The 23,499-nt window shown below is 69.4% G+C and carries 25 protein-coding genes; 5 read left to right on the top strand and 20 right to left on the bottom strand.

The annotated features are described in order from the left end of the window. Window positions 1-17 precede the first annotated feature (17 nt). Window positions 18-641: a class I SAM-dependent methyltransferase gene (locus IFU11_RS07970; protein ID WP_192018601.1), complete on the top strand. Its 624-nt coding sequence runs from the start codon at window positions 18-20 to the stop codon at window positions 639-641. A gap of 5 nt (window positions 642-646) precedes the next feature. On the opposite strand, the gene dapF is transcribed toward IFU11_RS07970, so the two are convergent. The 16 genes from dapF to dapA form a co-directional block, all read right to left on the bottom strand. Continuing rightward, window positions 647-1,528 carry a diaminopimelate epimerase gene (gene dapF, locus IFU11_RS07965; RefSeq protein ID WP_192018600.1) on the bottom strand — a complete coding sequence of 294 codons (882 nt, stop codon included), beginning with the start codon at window positions 1,526-1,528 and terminating at the stop codon, window positions 647-649. Between the two features lie 9 nt (window positions 1,529-1,537). Next, on the bottom strand, window positions 1,538-2,452 hold the full coding sequence (gene miaA / locus IFU11_RS07960) for a tRNA (adenosine(37)-N6)-dimethylallyltransferase MiaA (RefSeq protein WP_192018599.1): 915 nt from the start codon (window positions 2,450-2,452) through the stop codon (window positions 1,538-1,540). Then, complete coding sequence (gene miaB, locus IFU11_RS07955) at window positions 2,449-4,050, bottom strand: tRNA (N6-isopentenyl adenosine(37)-C2)-methylthiotransferase MiaB (RefSeq protein ID WP_137243230.1); 1,602 nt, start codon at window positions 4,048-4,050, stop codon at window positions 2,449-2,451. Before miaB ends, miaA begins: the two co-directional genes overlap by 4 nt. 35 nt (window positions 4,051-4,085) lie before the next feature. Continuing rightward, a complete protein-coding gene (locus IFU11_RS07950) occupies window positions 4,086-4,964 on the bottom strand; it encodes a regulatory protein RecX (RefSeq protein ID WP_192018598.1) in 879 nt (292 codons plus the stop codon). Between the two features lie 26 nt (window positions 4,965-4,990). Beyond that, window positions 4,991-6,133 (bottom strand): recombinase RecA, encoded by a 1,143-nt coding sequence (gene recA / locus IFU11_RS07945; RefSeq protein ID WP_079707085.1) that lies wholly within the window; start codon window positions 6,131-6,133, stop codon window positions 4,991-4,993. A gap of 281 nt (window positions 6,134-6,414) precedes the next feature. Continuing rightward, a complete protein-coding gene (locus IFU11_RS07940; RefSeq protein WP_079707086.1) occupies window positions 6,415-6,639 on the bottom strand; it encodes a DUF3046 domain-containing protein in 225 nt (74 codons plus the stop codon). 92 nt (window positions 6,640-6,731) lie between these two features. Beyond that, entirely contained in the window at window positions 6,732-7,040 is a 309-nt protein-coding gene (locus IFU11_RS07935) for a helix-turn-helix domain-containing protein (RefSeq protein WP_056012120.1), read from the bottom strand. 219 nt (window positions 7,041-7,259) lie between these two features. Then, window positions 7,260-7,775 (bottom strand): CinA family protein, encoded by a 516-nt coding sequence (locus IFU11_RS07930; RefSeq protein ID WP_192018597.1) that lies wholly within the window; start codon window positions 7,773-7,775, stop codon window positions 7,260-7,262. Further along, the gene (pgsA, locus tag IFU11_RS07925) at window positions 7,772-8,380 is read right to left on the bottom strand and encodes a CDP-diacylglycerol--glycerol-3-phosphate 3-phosphatidyltransferase (protein ID WP_137243233.1); all 609 of its coding nucleotides are present in this window, start codon (window positions 8,378-8,380) and stop codon (window positions 7,772-7,774) included. Before pgsA ends, IFU11_RS07930 begins: the two co-directional genes overlap by 4 nt. A 2-nt stretch (window positions 8,381-8,382) precedes the next feature. Further along, window positions 8,383-11,277 (bottom strand): FtsK/SpoIIIE family DNA translocase, encoded by a 2,895-nt coding sequence (locus tag IFU11_RS07920; protein WP_137243234.1) that lies wholly within the window; start codon window positions 11,275-11,277, stop codon window positions 8,383-8,385. Between the two features lie 77 nt (window positions 11,278-11,354). Further along, a complete protein-coding gene (locus tag IFU11_RS07915; protein WP_192018596.1) occupies window positions 11,355-11,846 on the bottom strand; it encodes a GNAT family N-acetyltransferase in 492 nt (163 codons plus the stop codon). A gap of 58 nt (window positions 11,847-11,904) precedes the next feature. Next, the gene (locus IFU11_RS07910; RefSeq protein ID WP_192018595.1) at window positions 11,905-13,143 is read right to left on the bottom strand and encodes an ABC transporter permease; all 1,239 of its coding nucleotides are present in this window, start codon (window positions 13,141-13,143) and stop codon (window positions 11,905-11,907) included. Continuing rightward, a complete protein-coding gene (locus IFU11_RS07905; RefSeq protein ID WP_192018594.1) occupies window positions 13,136-13,840 on the bottom strand; it encodes an ABC transporter ATP-binding protein in 705 nt (234 codons plus the stop codon). Before IFU11_RS07905 ends, IFU11_RS07910 begins: the two co-directional genes overlap by 8 nt. Next, window positions 13,837-14,829 carry an efflux RND transporter periplasmic adaptor subunit gene (locus IFU11_RS07900; protein ID WP_124769515.1) on the bottom strand — a complete coding sequence of 331 codons (993 nt, stop codon included), beginning with the start codon at window positions 14,827-14,829 and terminating at the stop codon, window positions 13,837-13,839. The genes IFU11_RS07905 and IFU11_RS07900 overlap by 4 nt, the downstream gene beginning before the upstream one ends. A 147-nt stretch (window positions 14,830-14,976) precedes the next feature. Next, window positions 14,977-16,653 carry a ribonuclease J gene (locus tag IFU11_RS07895; RefSeq protein WP_064294449.1) on the bottom strand — a complete coding sequence of 559 codons (1,677 nt, stop codon included), beginning with the start codon at window positions 16,651-16,653 and terminating at the stop codon, window positions 14,977-14,979. A 20-nt stretch (window positions 16,654-16,673) separates the two neighbouring features. Then, window positions 16,674-17,651 carry a 4-hydroxy-tetrahydrodipicolinate synthase gene (dapA, locus tag IFU11_RS07890; RefSeq protein ID WP_137243236.1) on the bottom strand — a complete coding sequence of 326 codons (978 nt, stop codon included), beginning with the start codon at window positions 17,649-17,651 and terminating at the stop codon, window positions 16,674-16,676. 108 nt (window positions 17,652-17,759) lie between these two features. Here dapA and IFU11_RS07885 point away from each other — a divergent pair, with 108 nt between their 5' ends. The 4 genes from IFU11_RS07885 (at window position 17,760) to IFU11_RS07870 (ending at window position 20,175) form a co-directional block, all read left to right on the top strand. Beyond that, on the top strand, window positions 17,760-18,194 hold the full coding sequence (locus tag IFU11_RS07885) for a thioredoxin family protein (RefSeq protein WP_137243237.1): 435 nt from the start codon (window positions 17,760-17,762) through the stop codon (window positions 18,192-18,194). Continuing rightward, window positions 18,191-18,691, top strand: coding sequence for a DUF4395 domain-containing protein (locus tag IFU11_RS07880; protein WP_137243238.1), 501 nt, complete (start codon window positions 18,191-18,193; stop codon window positions 18,689-18,691). The genes IFU11_RS07885 and IFU11_RS07880 overlap by 4 nt, the downstream gene beginning before the upstream one ends. A 128-nt stretch (window positions 18,692-18,819) precedes the next feature. Continuing rightward, window positions 18,820-19,245: an OsmC family peroxiredoxin gene (locus IFU11_RS07875; protein WP_192018593.1), complete on the top strand. Its 426-nt coding sequence runs from the start codon at window positions 18,820-18,822 to the stop codon at window positions 19,243-19,245. A gap of 39 nt (window positions 19,246-19,284) precedes the next feature. Next, on the top strand, window positions 19,285-20,175 hold the full coding sequence (locus tag IFU11_RS07870) for a TIGR01777 family oxidoreductase (protein ID WP_137243239.1): 891 nt from the start codon (window positions 19,285-19,287) through the stop codon (window positions 20,173-20,175). A 23-nt stretch (window positions 20,176-20,198) separates the two neighbouring features. On the opposite strand, the gene IFU11_RS07865 is transcribed toward IFU11_RS07870, so the two are convergent. The 4 genes from IFU11_RS07865 to IFU11_RS07850 are packed head-to-tail and all read right to left on the bottom strand — an operon-like array spanning window position 20,199 to window position 23,469. Then, window positions 20,199-20,621, bottom strand: coding sequence for a hypothetical protein (locus IFU11_RS07865; RefSeq protein WP_199862194.1), 423 nt, complete (start codon window positions 20,619-20,621; stop codon window positions 20,199-20,201). Between the two features lie 11 nt (window positions 20,622-20,632). After that, the gene (gene dapB, locus IFU11_RS07860) at window positions 20,633-21,451 is read right to left on the bottom strand and encodes a 4-hydroxy-tetrahydrodipicolinate reductase (protein WP_192018591.1); all 819 of its coding nucleotides are present in this window, start codon (window positions 21,449-21,451) and stop codon (window positions 20,633-20,635) included. Window positions 21,452-21,498: 47 nt separating this feature from the next. Next, entirely contained in the window at window positions 21,499-22,101 is a 603-nt protein-coding gene (locus IFU11_RS07855) for a histidine phosphatase family protein (RefSeq protein ID WP_071262315.1), read from the bottom strand. Beyond that, complete coding sequence (locus IFU11_RS07850) at window positions 22,102-23,469, bottom strand: M16 family metallopeptidase (RefSeq protein WP_192018590.1); 1,368 nt, start codon at window positions 23,467-23,469, stop codon at window positions 22,102-22,104. Window positions 23,470-23,499 lie beyond the last annotated feature (30 nt).

Below are 23,499 nucleotides of genomic sequence, written 5' to 3'. Positions count from 1 at the left end.
TCCGGTACCGTTCCTGTATGTCGAACGAGCACTACTTCACCGCCGAACCCGCGAGCGAGTTGCAGCTCAAACCGATCACCGCACGGCTCAGCGGCGTCGACCGTTCGCTCGTCTCGGCGGGTGGCGTCTTCAGCCCGGGCCACCTCGATCAGGGCACCCAGGTGCTGCTCGCGAACACCCCTCCTCCCCCGCCGACGGGCGACCTCCTCGACATCGGCTGCGGCTGGGGCCCGATCGCCCTGTCGCTCGGGCTCGCGTCACCGGACGCGACCGTCTGGGCGGTCGACGTGAACGAACGCGCGCTCGACCTGACCCGGATCAACGCGGAACGCCTCGGACTCGTCAACATCCGTGCCGTCCTCCCCGACGACGTCCCGGACACGGTCCGCTTCGCGACCATCTGGTCGAACCCGCCGATCCGCGTCGGCAAGGACGAGCTGCACCGCATGCTCATGCACTGGTTGCCACGGCTCGAGGACGAGGGTGACGCCTGGCTCGTCGTGCAGAAGAACCTCGGCTCGGATTCACTGCAGAAGTGGTTGCAGGAGCAGCTGCCGACGTCGTTCCACGTCGGACGTGCGGCCATGGCCAAGGGCTTCCGCGTCCTGCACGCCCGGCGCCGGGAGCTCCGTTCGGCCTGAGCGGCTCAGGCCAGGGTGATCGTCCCGGAGTAGACGAGCGTCGCCGGACCGGCCAGCACCACGTGCTCGCCGTCTGCGCCGGGAACCATGCGCACCCCGAGCACTCCGCCCGGCACCTCGACGCGCCAGTCGTTCGGAGCCGCCGCGCCCGCCCAGTGGCGGAACGCGAGCGCCGCGGCAGCCGTCCCGGTGCCACAGCTCAGGGTCTCGCCGCTCCCGCGCTCGTGGACGCGCATGCGGATCCGGGCCACGCCGTCGGCGATGAGCGGCTCACCCGGGACGACCAACTCGACGTTGGCACCGTGCGGCGGTACGGGGTCGAGCTGTGGGACGTACTCCAGTTCCGCTCCGTCGAGTTCGGCGGCGTCGGCGACCGCGACGACGATGTGCGGGTTGCCGACGTCGATACCGATCCCCGGGCGTGCCACGGGCAGCCCCTTCACCCGGACGAGCGTCTCCCGCTCGTCGAGGCTCCAGCGGCCGAGGTCGACGACGTAGCCGAGCGGGTCGTAGCCGACCATCCGGACGCCGGCGCGGGTGCCGATGGCGAGCTGCTCGCCGGGAGCCAGCTCCACGAGTCCGCTCTCGAGCAGGTAGTGCAGGAACACCCGGATGCCGTTGCCGCACATCTCCGCGACCGAACCGTCGGCGTTGTGGTAGTCCATGAACCACTCCGCGGCAGGGTCTTCAGCGAGCACGGCCGCCCCGGCATCGAGGTTCGCGGACCGGACGGCGCGGATGACGCCGTCAGCACCGATCCCGAAGTGCCGGTCGCAGAGCGCCGCGATCTGGCCCGGATCGAGGGCCTCCTGGCCGTCAGCATCGGAGAAGAGCACGAAGTCGTTGCCCGTGCCGTGGCCCTTCGTGAAGGAGAGTGTCGACGCCATCCGACCAGTCTACGGGCGCACTCGGCGGGCCAGCTCACTCGCCTCGGCGCTGCCGCCCTCCACCCAGGTGATCGCCGGATAGCGCTTGAACCAGCTGACCTGACGGCGCGCGTACCGCCTCGTCAGACGCTGGGTCTCGGCGATCGCCTCCGCTTCGGTGAGCTCCGACCGCAGTTGCGCCACCGCTTGGGCGTACCCGATCGCACGGCCGGCGGTGACGCCCTGCTCGAGGCCGTGCTCGAGCAGCTCGGCGGTCTCCGCGACGAGTCCTGCGTCCCACATCATCTCGACGCGCCGGTCGAGGCGCTCGACGAGGACCTCTCGCGGCGTCGAGACCCCGACGACCTCGACCGGCCGCCAGTGGACGGGGCGTTCCGGAAGCGCTGCACCGTGGCCGCGCTCGGCCAACTCGTGGACTTCGAGTGCGCGCACGACCCGGCGGGCGTTCGCCGCATCGATGCGGTCGGCGGTCGCGGGATCGGCCAGGCGGAGCCGCTCGATGAGCGCCGGGAGCCCCTCCTCCTCGAGTTCCCGTTCCAGGCGCTCGCGCAGGGCGCGGTCTCTCGGGGGGAACCGGAAGTCATGGATGACGCTCGAGACGTACAGCCCGGAACCGCCGACGAGGATCGGCGTCACCCCACGCGCGGTGAGCTCGTCGATCACCGCGCGAGCCGTCGGCTGGTACCAGGCGACGGACGCCTCCTCCGTGACGTCCAGGACGTCGAAGAGGTGGTGCGGGATCCCGCGCCGCTCCTCCATGGGCAGCTTCGCGGTCCCGATGTCCATGCCGCGATAGAACTGCATGGCATCGGCGTTGACGATCTCGGCTGGACGCCCCGCCTCGCGGAGAGCGGTCGCCAGCTCGAGCGACAGTGCGGACTTCCCCGTCCCGGTCGCTCCGACGACCGCGAGGAAGCCGGTCACCGACGTTCGCCGTCGCTCGGGTCGTAGATGGGAGACGTGGTCACGCCGACGGTCGGCGCCCCGATGCGCAGCCCCGGCAAGCCGAGTGAGACTCGGCCTGGCTCCGCCGCGGCGGCCGTCGTCGGCACACCGCAGGAGTCGGCCTGAGCTCGATCCCAGGCGTCTCCGGCACGCGTCCGACGGACCCGCAGTGGCTCACCGCCGGGTGCGTCGGCGATGAGGTGGAACGACGCTGCCTCGGTGATGGTCACGGTCACGACGTCGCCCGGTCGCGGCACCTCGGAGCCCGCCGGCACCTCGAAATGGACGAGCCGGGAGTCCTCGGCCCGCCCGCTCAGTCGATGCGTGGCGTCGTTCTTGCGCCCCTCGCCGACCGCGACGAGCAACTCGACCTGCCGGCCCACCTGGCGCTGGTTCTCCTCGAGACTGATGCGGTCCTGCAACGCGATGAGGCGCTCGTACCGCTCCTGCACGACGGCCTTCGGGACCTGATCGGGCATGGTGGCCGCCGGTGTACCGGCACGGATCGAGTACTGGAAGGTGAAGGCGCTGGCGAACCGTGCGGCCTCGACCACGCGGAGGGTCTCCTGGAAGTCCTCCTCCGTCTCACCGGGGAACCCGACGATGATGTCGGTCGAGATGGCCGCGTGCGGGATCCTGGCACGGACCCGGTCGAGGATCCCGAGGAAGCGCTCGGACCGGTAGGAGCGACGCATCGCCTTGAGGATGCGGTCGGACCCCGATTGCAGCGGCATGTGCAGTTGCGGCATCACGTTCGGCGTCTCGGCCATCGCATCGATCACGTCGTCGGTGAAGGCGGCCGGGTGCGGGCTCGTGAACCGGACGCGCTCCAAGCCCTCGATCGTGCCGGCCGCCCGCAGGAGCTTGCCGAACGCCTGACGATCCCCGAACTCGACACCGTAGGAGTTCACGTTCTGCCCGAGCAGCGTCACCTCGATCACGCCGTCCTCGACGAGCGCGCGCAGCTCACCGAGGATCTCGCCCGGGCGACGGTCCTTCTCCTTGCCACGGAGCGACGGCACGATGCAGAAGGTGCACGTGTTGTTGCATCCGACGGAGATCGAGACCCAACCGCTGTAGCTGGAATCGCGTTTGGTCGGGAGGGTGGAGGGGAAGGTGTCGAGCGACTCCAGGATCTCCAGCTGGGCCTCGTCGTTGTGCCGGGCCCGCTCCAGCAGCGACGGCAGTGAGCCCATGTTATGCGTCCCGAAGACGACGTCCACCCACGGGGCCTTCCGGAGGATGACTTCTTTGTCCTTCTGCGCCAGACAACCGCCGACGGCGATCTGCATGCCGCTGCGCTGCTTCTTGATCGATGCCAGGTGGCCGAGGTTGCCGTACAACTTGTTGTCGGCGTTCTCGCGGACCGCGCAGGTGTTGATGACCACGATGTCCGCCTGCTCGCCGTCCGCCTTGATGTAACCGGCGGCCTCGAGTGACCCGCTGAGCCGCTCGGAATCGTGCACGTTCATCTGGCACCCGTAGGTGCGGACCTCATAGCTCCGCTGCCGACCTGACTCGTCGATCGCGGCGGGTGAGGCGCTGATGACCGTGGGCGTCTCGACGATGCTGCTCATACCGGCAGTCTACGCGCGGCCTGAGATGCCTCCGGTCAGCGGAAACTCACGCCGGAACGCTTCGACCCCGACAGGGCACGCGAGCACGCCTCACGGATGATCGCCGAGCCGTATCCGCGTCTCGCGAGATAGGCCGACAGACGTCGCTCGGCCGTCGCCTGATCGAGGGAGCGCAGTTGACCGGCGCGCTTCTCGGCGACGACGAGCGCTCGTCGGAGCTCGTCGTCGTCGTCGATGGCTTCGAGGGCCTCGGAGACGATCGAGGCGTCGATGCGTCGCGAGGAGAGTTCGCGGCCGATCACCGCACGGGACTGCCCCTTGCGGGTGTGCAGGCTCTCGACGAGTTGACGCGCGAGTTCGGCGTCGTCGAGATAGCCGCGTCGGCGGAGCTCGGCGAGGACGTGCTCGACCTCGTCGGGTGCGGCGTCGTGGCCACGGAGGAGTTCCGCGATCTCCCACTCGGAACACCCGCGGCGGGCGAGTCGTCGCACCGCGAGCAGATCGAGTTCGGCCAGCCGGACCTCCGGATCGACCGGAGCCTCGACCTCATCGGCTTCGGCGCGGTCGTCTGCGTCGTCGTCCTCCGGCGCCTCGACGACCGCGGTCCAGGCGAGGGTCCGCGGTGCGGGCTCGGGTGGTGTCGTCGGGTTCGTCGCCGCGGGGAGATCGCTCGACACGTCGCGCGGCGGGGTGGTCTCCGTCTCGGTGCGCTCGGTGGACGTCCGCCGCAACGGAGCGACGGGACGCACGACGGGCGCGGCCACGACCGGTGCGTCGTCGGTCTGCCCGACGAACCAGCCGCTGGGCTCGGCAGCGGCATCGGGCGCCGGACGGCGACCGAACAGCGAGGTCACGGGGGCCACGTGCTCCGACGACTCGTCGGCCGGACCGGCGGGAGGGAAGGAGACGACCATGGTGACCTCGCTGTTCGGGGCGCGCGTTACGCGCTGCGCTTCGCGGCGGACTTCGGTGCGCCGGCGGCTGCGAGCTGCGGGGCTCCACCGGTCGCCGCCTCGAGCGCCGCGGCCTCGGCAGCAGCGACCTCGGCTGCGGCTGCATCCGCGGCCTTCTTGGTGGCGGCACCCTCGGCACCGACACCGAGCTTGCCGAGGATCCGGCGCTCGATCTCAGCGGCGATGTCCGGGTTCTTCAGCAGGAAGTTCCGGGCGTTCTCCTTGCCCTGACCGAGCTGATCGCCCTCGTAGGTGTACCAGGCGCCGGCCTTCTTGACAATGGCGTGCTCGACACCGAAGTCGATCAACGACCCTTCGCGGGAGATGCCCACGCCGTACAGGATGTCGAACTCGGCCTGCCGGAAGGGCGGAGCCATCTTGTTCTTGACGACCTTCACGCGCGTGCGGTTACCCACGGCCTCCGTGCCGTCCTTCAGCGTCTCGATGCGACGGATGTCGAGTCGGACCGAGGCGTAGAACTTCAGGGCCTTACCACCGGCGGTCGTCTCGGGGCTGCCGAACATCACACCGATCTTCTCGCGCAGCTGGTTGATGAAGATCATCGTCGTGTTCGTCTGGTTCAGGCCACCGGTCAGCTTGCGCAGGGCCTGCGACATGAGGCGGGCCTGCAGACCGACGTGCGAGTCACCCATGTCGCCCTCGATCTCGGCGCGGGGCACGAGCGCCGCGACGGAGTCGATCACGATGAGGTCGATGGAACCCGAGCGCACGAGCATGTCGGCGATCTCGAGCGCCTGCTCACCCGTGTCGGGCTGGGAGACGAGCAGCGAGTCGATGTCGACGCCGAGCTTCTTGGCGTACTCGGGGTCGAGTGCGTGCTCCGCGTCGATGAAGGCGGCGATGCCGCCGGCACGCTGGGCGTTCGCGATGGCGTGCAGCGTGAGCGTCGTCTTACCCGAGGACTCAGGCCCGTAGATCTCGACGATGCGGCCTCGCGGGAGCCCTCCGATGCCGAGCGCGACGTCGAGGGCGATCGAGCCGGTTGAGACGACCTCGACCGGTGCGCGCTCGTCGCTGCCGAGGCGCATCACCGAGCCCTTGCCGAACTGACGGTCGATCTGGGCGAGTGCGGTTTCGAGGGACTTCTCGCGTTCAGCTGGACTTGGCATGGTGTGCTTCTCTCTGCTCGGTGTCGGGTGCCTATAGGCTGTCGCCGCGTGTTCCGGGACCCGCTTCTGCTGAAGGTCGGGGCCCGAGGGAGACAAGGCGTCGGTCGTTCCTGATGTCTCCGACGGTACGCGCCACCACCGACATACACCGGCGGACGGCCCGATCCGTGCAGAACGCACTCACGAATGATCCTGTGGAGGACACTAGCACCACTAGAACGGATGTTCGATACCGATCGGGCGGCGTGTCGAAGACCGCTTCGCCCGTGGCCCTGGACGCGCTACGCGCCCGGCTGCAGTCGTCCGACGCCGTGGCGTCGCTCGTCCGGCACGTCGGTCGCGGTGCAGAGCGCGATCCAGACGTCGCGGGGCGGGACACCGGCGCGCAACGCCTCCTCGGCGGTCTTCGAGCCGAACTCGGTGAGTCCGAGGTCACCGGTGAGTACCGCTCCGTAGGCCGCGCCGAACTCGTCGGCGACGGCCGTCCTGAACTCACTCAGCTTCATTCCTGCTCCTGTCCCTTCCTCCGTCGTCCGTCCGGACGCGGAAACGCCCCGGGAGAGGGATCCCGGGGCGTTCTGCTGCCGTGCTCGCTCGATCAGCGGGAGACGAGTTCGTCCAGCTCGTTGACCAGTTCGTCCGGAACGGTGTCCGGGATGTTCGGGGAGAGACCCTCGATGACCGCGAGGCGGTCTCCGACCTCTCGCATGATGACGGAGATGGGGGTGTCGAGGGCGTCGGCCACCGATGCGAGGATCTCGCTCGATGCCTCCTTCTGGCCTCGTTCGACCTCGCTCAGGTATCCGAGTGCGACGCTCGCCTTGCTCGCCACCTGGCGCAGCGTGCGACCCTTCTGCAACCGGAAGTCCCTCAGCACGTCGCCGATCTCTTGACGGACTAGAACCACGTGACCCTCCCTCTGTGCTCTACGACCTCGTGTCGTACAGCGCTCTGCTTCTGCAACGCGGATTCACGTCGTCCCAGCTGATCGCCGTCTCGTTCGTGGATGGCCAACATTACAACCACCGTATGCCGAACAGTAACCAGGATCACTGGGCTTTTCTTGTGAATACGTCATCTGTAACGCGATGGAAACGGACGGTATTCCGCCGATCGGAGTCGGCGTTCACTCGAGTGCGCCGAGTTCGCGCACGAGGGCTTCCAACGCCAGCTCGACGGTCCGGTGTCGGATCTCCTGACGGCCCCCGTCCAGGGTGAGCGGCACCACCCGTCCACCCGCTCGCGTCACGATGCCCACGAAGACCGTCCCGACGGCCTGGCCGTCCTGCGGGTCGGGTCCGGCGACGCCGGTCGTCGCGATACCGACGTCGGCTGGAAGCCCGTCGATCGCCAGGGCACGGCGCACGCCGTCGGCCATCTGGAGGGCCACCTCCGGGTGCACGGCGCCATGGAGCGCGAGGAGGCCGGCGTCGACTCCGAGCAACGAGTGCTTCAGGCGGGTGTCGTACGCGACCACACCGCCTCGGACCGTGGCGGACGCACCGGGAACGCTGATGAGCGCCGCGGCCAGCAGCCCGCCGGTCAGGGACTCCGCGACACCGATCGTCAACCGGGCGTTGATGAGGGCGTGGACCGCCGAGGCGGCACCGGCATCGGCCGACTCGACGGCATCGGACGTCATCGCTTGACCTGCCGGTCGGCGCGCGACCCCCGGACGGCGGTGACGACGTAGTCGATGCCGCTCGCGATGGTCAGGAGCACGGCGATGGTCATGAAGACCCCGTTCACCCAGAGCACCCAGTCACCGAGGAGCACCCAGAACGGCGCGAGGGCGAGTGAGATCGCGACGGCCTGTGCGAGAGTCTTGAGTTTCCCCATCCACGCGGCGGCGACGACATGGTCGGAGATCACGATGAAGCGGTGGACGGTGATGCCGATCTCGCGCACGAGCACGACGATCGTGACCCACCACGGCAGTTCGCCGAGGATCGACAACGCGACGAGCGCTCCGCCCGTCAGCACCTTGTCGGCGATCGGGTCGAGGATCTTGCCGAGGTCCGTCACGAGGTTGCGACTGCGGGCGATGTGCCCGTCGATGCCGTCGCTCGCGATCGCGACGACGAAGAGCAGGGCCGCCCACCACCGCAGTGCGCCGTCGGATCCGTCGTCCGCCAGCAGCATCCACATGAACACGGGCGCGAGCACGATCCTCGCGACGGTGATCGCGTTCGGGAGGTTCCAGTTCGAGATGCGCGGCGCAGCAGCCGACGCGTTCGATGCCGTCATGTCTACTCCCGACCGGTGAGACTCCAGGCGTCTTCGTCAGAACCGCCCTCGACCTCAGGATAGTCCTGGAACTGGGCCTCGACCGGGTCCGCACCGTAGCGGTCGGGCTCGACGCCACCGGCGGCACCGACGACCGGGGCGGCCACGGCGGCTGTCGAGGCCGCCGCTGCGGGGGCCGGAGCGGCCGAACCGTCGTCCTCGCCGCGCAGACGGGCCAGGACCCCCGGCAGCTGCTCGGCGGTGACGAGGACGTCGCGGGCCTTCGAGCCCTCGGACGGGCCGACGATCTCGCGAGACTCCATGAGGTCCATGAGCCGGCCGGCCTTCGCGAAACCGACCCGGAGCTTCCGCTGCAGCATCGACGTCGATCCGAACTGCGTCGACACCACGAGCTCCGCTGCAGCGAGCAGGAGTTCGAGGTCGTCGCCGATGTCCGCGTCGATCTCCTTGCGCTCCGCGACGGCCTGGACGTCCTTCCGGTACTCCGGCCGCGCCTGGTTCGTGACGTGTTCCACGACCCGCTGGATCTCGTTCTCGCCGACCCATGCACCCTGCACGCGGATGGACTTGTTCGCACCCATCGGCAGGAACAGGGCGTCGCCCTGACCGATGAGCTTGTCGGCGCCCGGCTGGTCGAGGATGACCCGCGAGTCGGTGACGCTCGTGACGGCGAAGGCGAGGCGCGAGGGGACGTTCGCCTTGATGAGGCCGGTGACGACGTCGACCGACGGACGCTGCGTCGCGAGGACGAGGTGGATACCGGACGCACGGGCCAGCTGCGTGATGCGGACGATGGAGTCCTCGACGTCGCGGGGGGCGACCATCATCAGGTCGGCGAGCTCGTCGACGACGACCAACAGGTACGGGTAGGGCTTCAGCACGCGTTCGCTGCCCGCGGGGAGGACGATCTCGTTGGCCACGACGGCCTTGTTGAAGTCGTCGATGTGCCGGTACCCGAAGCTCGCGAGGTCGTCGTACCGCATGTCCATCTCCTTCACGACCCATTGCAGCGCTTCCGCCGCCTTCTTCGGGTTCGTGATGATGGGCGTGATGAGGTGCGGGACGCCCGCGTACGGCGCGAGCTCGACGCGCTTGGGGTCGATGAGGACCATGCGCACCTCGCTCGGCTTCGCGCGCATGAGCAACGAGGTGATCATGGAGTTCACGAAGACCGACTTGCCGGAGCCGGTGGACCCGGCGACCAGGAGGTGCGGCATCTTCGCGAGGTTCGCGACGACGTAGCCGCCGCCGACGTCCTTGCCGACGCCGATCGTCATCGGGTGGTTGCTGTTCGTGGCCGCCGTCGAGCGCAGGATGTCGCCGAGGGTGACGATCTCGCGGTCGGTGTTCGGGATCTCGATACCGATGGCGCTCTTCCCCGGGATGGGCGAGAGGATGCGGACCTCGTTGGACGCCACGGCGTAGGAGAGGTTCTTGCTGAGCGCCGTGACGCGCTCGACCTTGACGCCTGGGCCGAGCTCGATCTCGTACTGCGTCACGGTCGGGCCGCGGGAGAAGCCGGTGACCTTCGCGTCGACGCCGAACTGGTCGAGGACGCTCGTGATCGCGGCGACCGCTTCGTCGTTGGCCGCACTGTGGGTCTTCGCGGGCTCCCCCGCCGCCAGCGTCCCTGCGGACGGGAGACGGTACGGCGTGTCGTCCTGGCCCTGCTGCGCCATCGGGCGCGCCGAGAAGTCGATCTGGTCGGGTGCGCCGAGGAGCGCCGGATCGAGGTCTTCGATGACCTCGGTCGCGCCGGGGATGCTGTCGTCGTGCAGACCCGTCTGCGGCTTGATCTCGCCCGTGTTGAACCGCTTGACGGCGCTCTCCGCCGCTTCGAGGTCGCCGAGGAGCTCGGAGCCGAAGGCGTCGTGCACCGGCGCGGCTTTCGGCGACGCGGCAGGCGCGGCCACCGGTTCGAGCGGCGAGTCGAATCCGCCGGACGGCTTCTCGAGGCCGAGGAGCTCGGTCATGTTGTCGCCCATGAGCGGGTCCTCGAACGTCGGGTCGTCCTCGCGTCGGCTCGTGTTGCGACGCCACCACGGCAGGGCCGCCGGCTCGTCGGGTTCCTCGTCGAGGTCGTCGAGTCGCTTCGTCCGCGCACTCTTCGGCTCTGCGGGCTCTCCCTCTGGTGCCTCCGGCTGCTCGCCGAACATCCAGGTGGAGAACTGCCGCACGCGGGCACCGACGCGGTTCGGCGGCGTCTTGGTCACGATGAAGAGACTGAGGAGGATCAGGAGCGAGATGAGGACGGTCGCGCCGATCGGGGTGATGATCGCGGCGAGCGGAGCGCCGAGGATCCACCCGAGGAGACCGCCGGCCTGCGCCAACGCGGGCAGGCCCTGACTCGGGTTCGGCTGGCCACCGTGGATGTGACAGAGCGCCGAGATGCTGATCAGGAGCAGACCGAGGCCGATGCTGATGCGACCGTTGTCGTCGACCGAGGCCGGGTGCCGGAACAGCCAGACCGCGAAGACGATCATGATGACCGGGAGCACGAAGGCGAGTCGGCCGAAGAGGCCACCGAACGACCAGGCGTCAAAGGTCTGAGCGACCGGGTCGGCCGCGCCGAACCACTCGACGACGGCACCGACGACGGCCAGGAGGAAGAGCAGGAAGGGGAAGCCGTCGCGACGGTCCTCCTTGGCGATGCGCTCGGGACCGAGGGCGCGGACCGCTCCACCGACGCCGTGCGCGAGACCGAGCCACATCGAGGTCAGCACACTGCGCTGCTCCTCGGCGGCCGGATAGGCGACGGTCTTCTGCTGCTTCGTCGTCGACGCGCCCGCCTTGGGGCCGGGCTTGGTGTTCGTCTTCGTGCTCGTGGTGCGCGACGAAGCGCCACTCGGCGAGGAAGCGCTGCGCGAACGGCTGGTCGAGTTGGAACGTGCGGCCATGCGTTCACGGTACTCGTCGCCACCGACGCAGCCCGGCAAGCTGGCGGGGTGTCCACGATCCGCGATCCGCCGGGCGGTCAGCGCAGATTCAGGACCATCGTGTCGCGGGTCCCCCGCCGGTCCACGGTCGCGAACCCCTCGGTGCGGTACAGCGAGACGGCGTGGTTCGCCCGCTCCACGCTCAGGCTGATGCGCTGGTACCCGGCTGCTCTGGCGAGCTGCACGGTCGAACGGAGCAACTGCCGTCCGACGCCCTGGGCGCGGTGGATCGGGCTGACCCCGAGGATGAGTTCGGGGACCCCGCCCGCCACATAGCCGAAGCCGGGTGTATCGGACGGGAAGAGTCGATACCAGCACGCGCCGACGGGCGCTCCGTCCTGCCCGACGGCGACGACCCCGGCGTCGCCGGGTCGACGCCAGCCGTGCACATACCGGGTGTGCTGCGCATCGGCGAGGACGGCGGACCGGGGACGCGGCGCGACGGCGTTCCAGTTCGCCGCCTCGACCATCATGTCGGTGAGGACGCGCACATCAGCCACCGCGGCTTCGCGGATCGAGTAGACCGCCATGGACGGATGGTACGCCAACGGTGTTTCGAGCAGATGACGCGTGAGGGGTCGCCGGCGCTCAGTACCGGATGGCGTCGATCACCTTCACGCGGACGGCGACGAGCGCCGGGAGGAGCCCGGCGATCGCCCCGACGGCCGTGGCGCTGACCAGCCCGAGAACCGCCGCCTCGATGGGGAACGGCGGGAAGTCCGTCACGAGCCCCTGACCGATGAACTGCTCGACGATCGGACTCTTCACGACGGCGACGGCGAGCATGACACCGATGACCCCGGCGACGAAGGTGGCGACGACACTCTCCATCATCACGGCGAAGAACACCCGCGGCGCGGTCGCCCCGAAACTGCGTCGGATCCCGATCTCGCGGATCCGCTGGCGGACGGTGACGAGCGAGAGGTTGATCAGCCCGAGGGCCCCGAGCAGGAGGATGAGTCCGGCGACGGCACCGACCACGAGCTTCAACGACAGGAGCGGGTCCTCCCCTGTCTGGCCGAAATCGTTGCGGAACACGTCGACGCTGTACGCGTCACCGAGTTCGGCACGCAGGTCGGACTGGATCCGCTGGGTGAAGGCTTCGGCGTCCGCGTTCGGGACCCAGAACTCGAACTGCGGCAGCTGACCGGGCTGGCCCATGCCCTCCTCGGCGCCGGCCACCGGACCGATGAGCGCCGTCCCCGCGGGCAGGATCGACAGCTGCGGTTCGGTGTCCCACTCGTTGCTCGCGTACACCCCGACGATCACGGCCGTGACCGGGTGTTCACCGTGGACCGTGACCGTCGGGTGCGCCTCGATGGGCGGCGACCCGAGGCGCTGCCAGAACGCCGGGTTCACGACGATCGCGGGTGCGAGGCGGTCGCCGTCGTCCTCCTGGAACCAGGTGCCCTCGTCGAGTCTGATGCGGTGCATCTCGCCGTACGGGACGTCGACGACGGTCGCCGGTACCGCAACCGTCCCATCGGCGAACTGCACGTTGAGCTGGGTGCTGCCGGATTGCGAGACGTACCCGATGCCGTACCGCTCGGCGAGGTCGTGCACCGCCGCGATGTAGGTCTCCGGGTCGGGTTGCTCGGTCCCGGTGCCGTAAGCCGACGCCATCAGGGTGGCGGGTCGGCCGCCGTAGCGTTCCTGCGACTCGGTCTGGGCCTGCGCCGCGAGCGATGACATGCCGACCATGCTCGTGAGGGCGCACACCGCGACGCCGACGCCGATGAGCGAGAGGATGACCCGGCCACGATGGATCCGCAGCTCCTGGGCGGCCTCGACGACCGCTCCGACGATCGAGGTCAGGATCCTAGACATCCGCGGCCTCCAGTTCGTGGTCAGGGGTGAGCACGCCGTGGTCGAGACGGTGGTGGGTCGTCGCGAGTCGGGCGATCGCCCGGTCGTGGGTGATCGTCACGAGGGCGGCGCCCGTGGAGGTCGCCACCTCGTCGAGCAGGGACATGACGGAGGTGCCGGTCTCGACGTCGAGAGCGCCGGTCGGCTCGTCCGCGAGGATGAGCCGTGGCCCGCGGACCAACGACCGTGCGATCGCGACGCGCTGCTGCTCGCCGCCGGACAGTTTCGTCGGCATCGCATCGAGGCGGTCGCCGAGTCCGACGCGTTCGAGCATCGCGGCGGCGATCTCGCGGCGACGCCAGAACGAGCGTCCGCTCGCGTAGAGGAGCGGCGTCGTGACGTTCTCGAGCGCGGTCCGGCCCGGCAGGAGGTTGAACTGCTGGAAGACGAAGCCGATCTGGGCTCCGCGCAGGCGGTCGCGCGCACCGGACCCGAGACGCTCCGCCGGCCGGCCGTCGAAGACGAGCGATCCGGAGGTCGGCTTGTCGAGCAGGCCGAGCAGGTTCAGGAGCGTCGACTTGCCCGAACCCGACCGACCGACGATGGAGACGCGATCGCCCTCGTGCACCTCGAGGTCGACGCCGTCGAGGATCGTCAGCGGCGGCGCATCGGGGATCTGGACGACCCTGGTGATCCCGCGGAGTTCGAGGAGCGTCACCCGACCGACCCGTCGCAAGCCATGCTGCCGTCCGGAAGCGTGGTGCAGCCTTCGGGCGCGGGTGCGACGGCTCCAGGGACGAACTGGAGCACCGAGTCGCCTTCGGCGACACCGTCGACGATCTGCACCTGCTGCCCGTCGTTCAGTCCCAGCGTGACCGGCCGTTCCTCCTGCGCACCGTCGGCGCCGACGACCCAGACGGTCCCGGTCCCGGCAGAACCCTTGACCGCGGTCGTCGGGAGCACGAGGACGTTCTCGGCGACGCCGCCCGCGAGTTCGATCGTCGCGGCGAGTCCGGCGAAGACCCGGACGTCACCGGGCACCGCGCAGGTGACGGCGGTTCCGCCGGCACCGGGTGTCTGCCCGGATCCACCGCCCGTCGTCGGCTCCTCCTCGTCGCCACCACTCGACGGCGTCGTGACGCGCACCGCCGGACAGACGAACGGGGCCGGGCCGCCGTTGATGGTGACCGTCGCCTCGCCGGGGATGGTGAGCAGACGGTACTGCTTGTCGGCGCTCAACGCCCCGGTGATGGAGAACGTGGCCGGCGACACCTGCGCCACCGCGTCGCCGATCTGCACCGACTGCCCGTGGATGAGCTTGACGTTGCCGAGGGTGCCCGCGACCGGCGCGGTCACCTGCACGTACCGCTCCTTGCCCTCCTCGTCGATCGTCTTGACGTCGAGGATGGGATCACCCTCCGCGAGGACGGCCCCCTTGGCGGCGAACACCTCGTCGACGGTGCCGGCGACGGTCGACTTCGCCGTGCTGGCCGGGTCGGCGACGACCTGGCCCTCCACCGAGACGGTGTTGACCACGGTGCCGAGCGCGGCCTGGACCTGTGGTTCCACGAGGCTCCCCGTCGGCTGCGTCGGCCCCTCCTCCTGCGGTGCGTCCGGGAAGAACGCGACCTTCACGAGCGCCACCGCGATCGCGGCGAAGACGAGCAGTTTCAGAATGGGGAACACCCAGGTGCGGACAATGCCCACGCCGACCTCCGGAATCCACCGCAGTCGGAGTGACGAGCGGCCATAGGGGATTCCAAGGTAGCAACGCGGAAGGCGGCCGGACATCACCCTCGCGAATGATGTTCGACCGCCTCCTGGCGGGTGGGACCGAGCGGACCCGACCGGTGATCAGGCCTCGATGACGAGCGGGACGATCATCGGGCGGCGGCGGAAGGACGTGTTGACCCAGCGGCCGACGGTCCGACGGATCACCTGCGACAGCGCGTGCGTGTCTCGGACGCCGTTCTCCGCCGCCTCGGCGAGTGCCTTGGCGACCTTCGGCTTGATGTCGGCGAAGACCTTGTCGTCCTCGGCGAAGCCCTTCGCGTGCACCTCGGGGCCGGAGATGATGTGGCCGGTCTTCGAGTCGACGACGACGATGACCGAGATGAAGCCCTCCTCCGCCAGGATGCGACGATCCTTGAGGTCGGCGTCGGTGATCTCGCCGACGGTCGAGCCGTCGACGTAGACGAGCCCGACGTCGAGCTGGCCGACGACCTTCGCGACGCCGTCCTTCAGGTCGATGACGATGCCGTCCTCGCCGATGAAGGTGTTCTGCGCCGGGACACCGCTGTCGATCGCGAGCTTCTGGTTCGCAACGAGGTGACGGTACTCGCCGTGGACCGGGAGCACGTTCTTCGGCTGGAGGATGTTGTAACAGTAGAGCAGCTCACCGGCGGCCGCGTGACCGGAGACGTGGACCTTCGCGTTGCCCTTGTGGACGACGGTGGCGCCGAGCTTCGTCAAGCCGTCGATGACGCGGTAGACCGCGTTCTCGTTGCCCGGGATGAGGCTCGAGGCGAGGATGACGGTGTCGCCCGGGCCCGGCTCGATCGCGTGGTCGAGGTTCGCCATCCGACTGAGGACGGCCATCGGCTCGCCCTGTGACCCGGTCGACATGTAGACGATCTTGTCCTCGGGGAGGTCCTTCGCCTTCTTGTAGTCGATGAGCAGGCCCTCGGGGACGTTCAGGTACCCGAGGTCGGCTGCGATACCCATGTTGCGCACCATGGAACGACCGAGGAACGCAACGCGGCGGCCGTGGGCGTGAGCCGCGTCGAGGACCTGCTGGACGCGGTGCACGTGACTCGAGAAGCTCGCGACGATGACGCGGCGCTCGGACTTCGCGATGACCTGGTCGAGGACCGGCCCGATGGACCGCTCGAGCGGCGTGAATCCCGGCACGTCGGCGTTCGTCGAGTCGACGAGGAAGAGGTCGACGCCTTCTTCACCGAGGCGGGCGAAGGCGCGGAGGTCCGTCAGGCGGCCGTCGAGCGGCAGCTGGTCCATCTTGAAGTCACCGGTCACGAGGACGGTGCCGGCGTCGGTGTCGATGAACACCGCAAGCGCGTCCGGGATCGAGTGGTTGACCGCGACGAACTCGAGGTCGAACGGCCCCAGCGCCTCGATCTGGCCCTCCTTCACCGGCAGGGTGTAGGGGACGATGCGGTGCTCCTTGAGCTTCGCCTCGATGAGCGCGAGCGTCAGGCCGGAACCGATCAGCGGGATGTCCTTGCGGAGCTTCAGGAGGTACGGCACGGCGCCGATGTGGTCCTCGTGACCGTGCGTGAGCACGACCCCGACGATGTCGTCGAGCCGGTCCTTGATGGAGGTGAAGTCGGGCAGGATCAGGTCGACGCCCGGCTGGTGCTCTTCGGGGAAGAGCACGCCGCAGTCGACGATCAGGATCTTGCCGTCGATCTCGAAGCAAGTCATGTTCCTGCCGATCTCGCCGAGTCCTCCGATGGGGATGACGCGGAGCGTCCCCGGCTCGAGGACTGGCGGATCGATGATGGTATTGGGCATGTAGCCCCCCTCTGGTTTGTCTAGCGAGTCGTACCGGCGACCTTGGGCAGCGCGCCACCGGCGGCGGCGTTGCGGTCTGGCCGGAAGTTGCGGAAGTCGACGCCTGGGATGTCCTTCACCAGGTCGATCTCATCCTCGATCTGCGCGGCCTCCCACTCCTCCGGACCGACCAGCGGAAGACGTACCCGCGGGCTCTGGATCCGGCCGAGGCCGTGCAAGATGTATTTGGCGGCGACGGTGCCGGGCACGTGGGTCATGACCGCGCGCACGAGCGGCTCGAGCTGCCGGTGCGCTGCGGTGGCTGCGGGGAGGTCGCCGGAGTTCACCGCGTCGACCATGTGTCGGTAGGGCGTCGGCGCGATGTTGGCCGTGACGCCGATGAGGCCGGTGCCGCCGATGGCGAGCGTCGGCAGTGCGTTGGCGTCGTCGCCCGCGAAGTACATGAGGTCCGTCTGGTTCATGACCCGGCTCACCTCGCTGAGGTCGCCCTTGGCGTCCTTCACCGCGAGGATGTTCGGGTGCTTGGCCGCACGCAGGATCGTCTCGTAGGTGATGGGGATGCCGGTTCGCCCCGGGATGTCGTAGAGGATGACCGGCAGATCCGTGGAGTCGGCGATCATGCGGAAGTGGGTGAGCACGCCGGCCTGGGTGGGCTTGTTGTAGTACGGGGTGACGATCATGTTGCCGTCGGCGCCCGCCTGCTCGCTCTTCTTCGCGAGCTCGATCGCGTGGGCCGTCTCGTTGGAGCCACCACCGGTGATGATCTTCGCGCGCCCGCCCGCGACGGCCTTGCCGACCTCGACGAGCTTGACCTTCTCCGGGTCCGTCAGCGTCGAGGTCTCACCCGTGGTGCCGGTGACGACGATGCCGTCGGCCCCCGCGGTCACGACGTCGTCGATGTGTCGCTCGACGGCCTTCCAGTCGACCTCGCCGTCGGCGGTGAACGGCGTCACCAGGGCGACGAGGACTTGACCGAAGGGGTTCTCTGCACGCGACACCCTCTCAGGCTATCGGGTTTCCCTCTTGCGGGTCACCATCCGCACGGCCGTCACCTCGCGTCACACTGGCCGAGGGACCGGCACCCGGAACCTATGCTGACGGACACCATGTCCCCGCTGCCCGCCCTCTCGCTGATGCTCGTCCTCGTCCTGTCCACGACGGCGGTGGGTCTGGTCGTGCGTGCACGGAGCGGGCGTGCGTCGCACCGCACCGACGGGGACCGCCTCTCGTCGGCGGCACTCGGGACGACCACTCCGCTCGGCCGATCGGCCACCCTGGTGCAGTTCAGCACCGAGTTCTGTGCCCAGTGCCCCGGGACCAGACGACTGCTGCACGAGCTGGCCGACGGGGAGGCGGGCGTGGGCGTCCTCGACGTCGACCTGACCCACCGTCCCGACCTCGCGGACCGCTTCTCCGTCCTGCAGACGCCCACCGTCCTCCTCCTCGACCGCGCCGGGATCGTGCGCGGTCGGTTCTCCGGGGCCGCACGCCGTGCGGTACTCGCCGGCGAGCTCCGATCCGTCCTCGGGAGACCAGCATGACCTCGAACCCTCCAGCAGCACAGCCGACCGGCATCGACCCGCGCAGCCCGCGGTTCGGCGCGACCGTGACCGCCGTGCTCCTCCTCGTCGCCGTCTTCCTCGCGCTGACGGCGCCGCTCGCCGACACGCTGCCCGCGCGGGCCGGCCAACCGGCCTTCGTCCTCCTCGTCGTCATCGCAGCCCTGTTCGCGTGGGGCGCGTTCGCCGGGATCCGACGCCACCCGTACGGCGTCGTGTTCCGACGCCTCATCCGCCCGAGGCTCGGCCCGCCCGTCGAACTCGAGGCACCTGAACCACCGACCTTCGCGCAGGGCGTCGGGCTCGTGGTGGTCGCGATCGGACTCGTGCTGCACCTCGTCGGGTTGCCGGGATCCCTCGCCGTCTCCGCCGGTGCCGCGTTCGTCGCCGCCTTCCTCAACGCGGCGTTCGGGTTCTGCCTCGGCTGCCGCCTGTATGTGCTCCTCCTCCGCGCCCGCGTCATCGGACGACAAGCGTGACGGTGGCCTGAAGCACCTGTCGACACCGTTTGTCGACGGGGTGACCGTCCAGGTCGATCCGGTTAGGCTGACCCCACGAACACCAGCGCCGATGCGCTCCTGCACGGCCCGACGATGGAGGTTGCACCATGGCGGTAACAAGCGAAGCCACGACGGTCTGGAACGGCACGCTCTTCGAGGGATCCGGGCACACGAGCCTCGACACCTCCGAGGCGGCCGAGTTCGCCGTCGACTGGAAGGCACGCTCGGAGGGCTCCAACACGACGACGACCCCGGAGGAACTGCTCGGGGCTGCTCACGCCTCCTGCTACTCGATGGCGTTCGCCAACGAGCTCACCAGCGCCGGATTCCCGCCGGAGCGCATCCAGGCGACCGCAGCGGTCTCCTTCACCCCCGGCACCGGCATCACCGGCAGCCACCTGCTCGTCAGCGCGGTCGTGCCCGGCATCTCCGAGGCCGACTTCGAGCGCATCGCCACGGTGGCGAAGGACGGCTGCCCGGTCTCACAGGCGCTCGCCGGCATCCCGATCACCCTCGAGGCCAGCCTCGCGTAACCACCACCGTCCAGCAGCACGACCAGGAAGGCGACGCGCATGCGCATCGTGATCGGCGGAGCCTCCGGGCTCATCGGAACGGCGCTCGGGCGCTCCCTCGAGACCGACGGCCATGACGTCGTCCGGCTCGTACGACGTCCGGCGCGTGGTGCCGGAGAAGCGGAGTGGGATCCGCTGGCAGGCGTACTGGATCCGGCGGTCCTGAGCGGCGCCGATGCGGTCGTCAACCTCTCCGGCGCCTCCCTCGGCAAGCTGCCTTGGACGGCGGCCTACCGATCCACGATCCTCTGGTCACGACTCAGCGCCACCCGGACACTCGTCGACGCCATGAACCGGGCGGAGCAGCCACCGGCCGCCTTCCTCAGTGGTTCGGCGGTCGGGTACTACGGCGACCGTCCGGGAGAGACCCTCACGGAGGACTCCTCCAGAGGGACCGGATTCCTCGCCGATGTCGTCGTCGCCTGGGAGGACTCGGCGCTCGCGGCGCCCGACGCCGTCCGCACCGTGCTGCTCCGCAACGGCATCGTCGTCGACCTGGCAGGCGTGCTCAAGCCGCTGGCACCGCTCACCCGGTTCGGGGTCGCCGGTCCGCTCGGTTCGGGCCGCCAGTTCTGGCCGTGGATCGGGCTGCAGGACGAGGTCCGGGCGATCACCCACCTCCTGACCTCGACGCTCTCCGGACCGGTGAACCTGTGCGGTCCGCAGGCCGCCCGCGCCGACGACCTCATGTTCGAGCTCGCCAGACGGATGAACCGGCCCTATCTGCTCCGCGTCCCGAAGTTCGCCCTCAAGGCGCTCCTCGGCGACGCCGCCGACGGACTGCTGCTGAGCGATCAGCGCGTCGAACCTCGTCGGCTCCTGGACGACGGCTTCACGTTCAGCACGCCGACCGTCGAGCAGGCGTTGGCCGAAGCACTCGCCCGCGACTGAACGACGGGACGCCGCCGCTCCGGTCAGCTCCGCGAGAGCCGGATCGCCTGTCGGATGGCCTGCCGTGCGCGGCGGCGGTCTCCGGCACCGTCGTAGACGAGTCCGAGGCGGTACCAGGATCGCCAGTCGTCTGGAGCGGCCTCGGCCGCGTCGCGGTACTTCGGGAACAGCTCGTCTGCAGCATCACGCATCGGCCGGCCGCTCTCGCGGGTCTCGACCTGCTCGGGCGGAAGGCCGCCCTCGACCTCGAGGCGGACTCCGAGTCGCTCGGCGCCCAGCCCGAAAGCGATCTCGCGCCAGAGCGCCCAGACGCCGAGGATCGGCAGGACGATGAGCGCCGCACCCATGGCGATGCCGACAGGCTCGCCCGTGCCGAGGAGGACGACGGCACGGTACCCGACGAGGACGATGTAGAGGACGAGCAGGGCCGCGATGATCGCGACCATGACGCGGGTCTTCACAGGGCGCTGGCCGCCGCGGCTTGACCGGAGACGTGCTCGGGCGCCCCCTGGGCGGGCCGCCGACCCGCCGGCCCTGGGCGATCGAGTCCGAGGTCGAGCAGACTGTCGAGACCGACGGTGACCCCCCGGGCGTCGCGGGCGGCGACGAGGGCGAGCCGGATGCCCCGCTCGTAGGACGCGGGCGAGATCGTGTCGTGCGTGATCGTGACGAGTTCGTCGACGCCACCGAACACGACCTCCTGGCGGGCGACGACGCCCTGGAGCCGCAGGCTGTGGATCGGGATGCTCGAGACCTGCTGTCCCCTCGCCCGCTGGTCGGTGTGTGGGGCGGCGACCGGCCCACGGTCGCCACGCGCGGCCATCATCAGCTCGGCGGTGCGCACGGCGGTCCCGGAGGGCGAGTCCACCTTCGTGTCGCGGTGGGACTCGATGATCTCGATCGAGTCGAAGAAACGAGCCGCGACGGTCGCGAGACTCGTCGACAGGACGGACCCCAGCGAGAAGTTGGGGATGATGACGACGCCCTGCTCGGGCAGCTCGGCGAGCCGGCGGTCGAGTCGCTGGATACGCTCGGCCGACCAACCACTCGTCCCGACGAGCACGTTGATGCCCTGAGCGACGGCGTGGTCGACGATCCGCTGGCTGACACCCGGGACCGTGACGTCGACGACGAGGTCCGCCCCGTCCATCTCGCTCAGCTCGTTCGACGAACCGAGCGACGCGACCAGCTCGAAGTCGTCGAGTGAACCGATGATGCTGGTGAACAGTCGGCCCATCTTGCCGCTCGCGCCGGCTAGCGCCACTCGTGTCGTCATGCCCTCAGCTTACGTGCTGCCCGTCCGGGAGGAGGCGGGCCGCCCGGCTAGACGATGTGCGGCTCGGGAAGACCCGTGCGGAGCTCCATGGGGAGGTGCGCGAGGTCGTTGTGGGTGATGAGGCTCCACGGACGCCCGGCGCGCTGGTGCAGCACCGTCAGTCCGCCGTTGGCCTGGTTGATGCTCACCCAGCGCCATGCGGGCGCCTGGAGCGCCTCGCGGACGAGCCACCCGATGACGAAGTTGTGCGTGATGAGCAGCTCGTGATGGTCACCGCGCTTCGGCGAGAGGAACTCGGCGGCGGCGTCGGCCATCTGCGCTTCGCCCGCCTCGATCTCCGCCTCGGTGATCGAGCCGAAGAAGGGGTCGAACGCCGACGGCGTCTCCGGTGTCCGACCGCTCGGGACGCAGTCGAAGAGCAGTGACGACGGCTCCGGTGTGACGGCCGGCATCCGCTCGGCGATGATCTGGGCGGTCTCCGCGGCACGCTGCAACGGCGAGTGCCACGCCGCGGTCATCGGGACACCACCGAGGCGCTCCGCGAGCAGCTGTGCCTGACGCCGACCGCGTGCCGACAGTGGTCCGTCGGGCAAGCCGTGCTCAGCATGCTGCTGCTCGCCGTGTCTGACGAGATACAGGTAATGGGACATTCAACGCACCCCCGCGATGATCGGAGCGAAGGTGTCCTCGTCGACGGCTCCGACCGCCGACACCGTGATGGGCTGCGCGGCGAGGTGCTGCGCGAGCTGCTGGACGTCGTCCTGACCGACGGACTGCAGGCGACGGATGCTCTCGTCGAGGTCGATGAACTCGCCGAGGGTCAGCTCCGCTCGACCGAGGCGGCTCATCCGCGAGTCCGAATCCTCCAGCGCCAGCGCCGAGGCGCCGCTCAGCTGGCCGAGCGCGCGCGACAACTCCTCGTCCGTCACGCCGTGCTCGGCGAGCCGGTGGAGTTCGGCGAGCATGAGCTCGGCGACGGTCGCCGCCTTCGCCGTGGAGCAGGCGGCAGCGAGGCCGAAGACGCCGGCGTCCGAGTAGCTGCCGGCGAACGAGTACACCGAGTAGGCGAGCCCGCGCCGTTCGCGGATCTCCTGGAACAGGCGGCTGGACATGCCGCCACCGAGGATGGAGTTGAGCATGCTCATGGCGAATCGTCGCTCATCGCCCGCGATGAGGCCCGCTCCGCCGATCTGCAGGTGGACCTGCTCGGTGGGCCGGTGTACGACCGAGAGCGGCGAGCCGCCGACGATGGCAGCAGGAGCGAGCGTCCGACGCGCGACCGGTGCGGCCACCGCGTCCGCCGGCCAGCCCGCATGCACGAGCGCCTCGGACACCTGGGCGACGAGCGCGTCGTGGTCGACCGCGCCGGCCGCCGTCACGATGACGTCGTTCGCGCGGTAGTTGGCTCGGTAGTGCGCCACGACGGCGTCCCGGCCGACCTCGACGATCGACTGCGGGTGACCGCCGATGGGACGCCCGAGGGGGTGCTCGCCGAGCACGCGCTCGAAGAACCGTTCGTTGGCGACGTCCCCCGGATCGTCGTCCATCATCGCGAGCTCTTCGAGGATGACGCCGCGTTCGTTCTCGAACTCCTCCGGGTCGAGCAGCGAGGAGGTGAGCATGTCGGTGATGACGTCCACCGCCATCGGCAGGTCGCGATCGCGCACCTTGGCGTAGTAGCAGGTGTGCTCCTTGGCCGTGAGCGCGTTGTGCTCGCCGCCGACGGCGTCGAAGGCGACCGCGATATCGAGGGCGGAACGCGACGGCGTGCCCTTGAACAGGAGGTGCTCGAGGAAGTGCGTCGAGCCGAAGGTCGCCGGTCGATCGGCGGTCGCCGGTTGTTCGTCGCGGGAGCCGACGGCCACCCAGTAGCCGATCGTCGCGCTACGGCTGCCCGGCATGTGTTCGCTCAGGATGCGCAGCCCGTTGGGCAGGACCGTCCGGCGGACGAGCGCGTCCCCGGATGCGGTGAACGCGAGCTCGGGACGAGTGAGCGGAAAGTCGACGGCGGCGTTCATCACCCCAACCATACGTCAGGTTCCCGGGCG

This window comes from Plantibacter sp. CFBP 8804 (assembly GCF_014841225.1).
In the GTDB taxonomy this organism is placed as follows: Bacteria; Actinomycetota; Actinomycetes; order Actinomycetales; family Microbacteriaceae; genus Plantibacter; species Plantibacter auratus.
Note: the sequence above shows the minus strand (reverse complement) of the source record. Positions and strands in the feature narration are given on the sequence as shown.